Origin of the sequence: Synechocystis sp. LEGE 06083, from assembly GCF_015207725.1 — a bacterium.
In the GTDB taxonomy this organism is placed as follows: domain Bacteria; phylum Cyanobacteriota; class Cyanobacteriia; order Cyanobacteriales; family Microcystaceae; genus Synechocystis; species Synechocystis salina.
In genome coordinates this window covers 1-2751 of record NZ_JADEWJ010000379.1, presented here as the reverse complement: position 1 = coordinate 2751, position 2751 = coordinate 1, and the positions used below count along the sequence as shown (strand labels likewise).

The window sequence follows — 2751 nt, the reverse complement described above, 5'->3', positions numbered from 1 at the left end:
CATGGAAGTCTGGGAAAAAATACCACTCCGGCTATGGCCATGGGCTTCATTGACCGCCCTGTCGAAATTGCAGAAATACTTACCTGTAGAGGCTTTTGCCACTTCACTCCTTAAAAGGACAGTGCCTGGAATTGCTATTCACCGCATTGAAAAAGGCCATGACCGTAGTATTTCTTACACAGAAAAAGAAATGGCGATCGCCGCAGAACGGGACATTGAGGTTCGATGAATGGCGCAAAAATTTATTCCCAAAATCTTGTTAGTGGAAGGAAAGGAAGATCAGCGGGTCATTCCCTATTTGAGGGAAGCTAATGGCGTTGATTGGCCAAACAAAAATCCACTGGTCAAGATAGAAGATTGTAATGGGTACGAAAATTTAGCTAATCCTTTTGAAATCCGAGCTTATCTGAAATCTGGGATAACTCACCTAGGAATTGTTGTCGATGCCGATGATGATATTACCGCTAGATGGCAGAGTTTAAGAAATGCCTGTTCTTTGACGATCGCCAACACTGAGTTCCCAGAATCTCTTCCAAAAACAGGTTTGCTGCATACAGTCGACAATAAAAATATAAGTCAAAATCCAATTAGGTTTGGTATTTGGATTATGCCTAATAACCAGATGCGGGGGATGCTAGAGACTTTTCTTGCGTACCTGGTTCCAGATGAATCAGATGAACTTTGGACTTTTGCCAAACAATCGGCCCAAACGGCAAAAAAACATAACGCACCATTTACGGGTGTGCAGACAGACAAAGCTAATATTTATACTTGGCTCGCTTGGCAAGATCCTCCCGGAAGGCAATTACACGATGCAGTTAAACAAAAAATCTTCGTACCAACAAGGCATAATGCCCAGGCTTTTGTCGATTGGTTTAAGTTGCTGTACGAGTTGTGAAATTTGACACGAAAAAATTACGGTTGAGATTCTCAATATCCTAGGATTAGGCAAAGAAACTTCCTCACTTCTTTTTCAGTCTTGGGGTTAGGGATGAATTGCCCTTACTAGTCCATAAACATTACTGTCTAGACGGAGAGGTAAATAATTGCTCCGCATACTTTTAAGAATTGCCCACGCCATCGATCAATTCACCGCTTGGATCGGCAAATTCACTGCTTGGCTGGTATTAGCAATGGTACTAATAGGCGGTTGGAATGTGGTGGGGCGCTACCTTGGTCGCTTAGTGGGCCAGAATTTAGCCTCCAATGGTTTGCTGGAAGCCCAATGGTATTTATTTGACCTAGTTTTTCTCCTAGGTGCGGCCTACACACTACAAACTAATGACCATGTGCGAGTGGATATTTTCTACAAATCCCTTGGCGATCGCCAGCGGGCCTGGGTGAATTTATTGGGCACTTGTCTATTTTTATTGCCGTTTTGTGGGCTGGTGATTTTTTATTCCTGGGAATCGGTGCTCAATTCCTGGCAAATTTGGGAAACTTCCCCGGATCCAGGGGGATTACCCCGTTATCCCATTAAAACAATGATTATTGTCGGTTTTGTCCTACTGATCCTCCAAGGCATTGCGGAAGGAATTAAAAATCTGGCGATCGCCCTTGGCCATGCTGATACGGAGGTTAGGGATTAATGGTTGACTACGACTGGTTAGGACCAATGATGTTTGTGGGGGCATTGGTCTTCCTGGGCTGGGGCTATCCCGTTGCCTTTTCTCTGGGGGGAGTGGCGATTTTATTTGCCATTATCGGTGCAGCCTTGGGTTCCTTTGACCCTATATTTTTGTCCGCCATGCCCCAAAGGATTTTTGGCATTATGGCCAATGGCACCCTCCTGGCCATTCCCTTTTTCATTTTTTTGGGATCCATGCTGGAGCGGTCTGGCATTGCCGAACAACTACTAGAAACCATGGGCATTATCCTGGGACATTTGCGGGGAGGCCTTGCCTTAGCAGTGATTCTGGTGGGCACTATGCTAGCGGCGACCACTGGGGTTGTGGCGGCCACCGTGGTCGCCATGGGCTTAATTTCTCTACCCATTATGTTGCGCTATGGCTACAGCAAGGAACTAGCTTCTGGGGTAATTGTTGCTTCAGGCACCCTTGGACAAATTATTCCTCCTAGCGTAGTTTTGATCGTTTTAGCAGATCAATTGGGAGTTTCCGTGGGGGATCTATTCATTGGATCTCTCTTGCCTGGGTTGATGATGGCCGGCAGTTTTGCCATCTATGTCCTCATCATCGCTTGGCTTAAACCAAATCTAGCCCCCGCCTTGCCGGCCGAAGTTAGGAACATTGGGGGTCAGGAATTACGCAGACGCATAGTACAGGTGATGCTGCCTCCCCTAGTTTTGATTCTATTGGTGTTGGGCAGTATTTTCTTTGGCATTGCTAGTCCCACCGAAGCGGGGGCCGTGGGATCCATCGGGGCGATCGCCTTGGCCTTGGCTAATCAAAAGTTAACTTGGCAATCCCTCTGGCAGGTGTGTGACGCGACCCTACGCATTACTAGCATGGTGATGTTAATTTTGTTGGGCTCCACCGCCTTTAGTTTGGTGTTCCGGGGGCTAGAAGGCGATCGGTTTATGTTTGATATTTTAGCCAATTTACCCGGCGGTCAAATGGGCTTTCTAGCCGTAAGTATGTTGACCATTTTTATCCTGGGATTTTTCATTGACTTTTTTGAAATTGCCTTTATTGTTCTGCCCCTGTTTAAACCGGTGGCGGAAGCCCTAAATCAAGATTTAATCTAGAATGGGATAATTGTGGGGGATAACCTACAAACCTCATTTCTCAC

Annotated in this window: 3 protein-coding genes and 1 pseudogene; all 4 read left to right on the top strand. The window is 46.1% G+C overall.

What is annotated here, in order from left to right:
- A partial coding sequence (locus tag IQ219_RS18790) for a hypothetical protein (RefSeq protein WP_228017365.1) occupies positions 1-229 on the top strand: 229 nt, incomplete at its 5' end.
- Complete coding sequence (locus IQ219_RS18785; RefSeq protein ID WP_194073618.1) at positions 230-898, top strand: DUF3226 domain-containing protein; 669 nt, start codon at positions 230-232, stop codon at positions 896-898.
- 148 nt (positions 899-1046) lie between these two features.
- Positions 1047-1589, top strand: a complete 543-nt coding sequence (locus IQ219_RS18780; protein ID WP_194073617.1) for a TRAP transporter small permease subunit — start codon at positions 1047-1049, stop codon at positions 1587-1589.
- A pseudogene (locus tag IQ219_RS18775) lies at positions 1589-2704 on the top strand (TRAP transporter large permease subunit); the annotation flags it as partial. The gene IQ219_RS18780 and the pseudogene IQ219_RS18775, both read left to right, overlap by 1 nt.
- Positions 2705-2751: the final 47 nt, after the last annotated feature.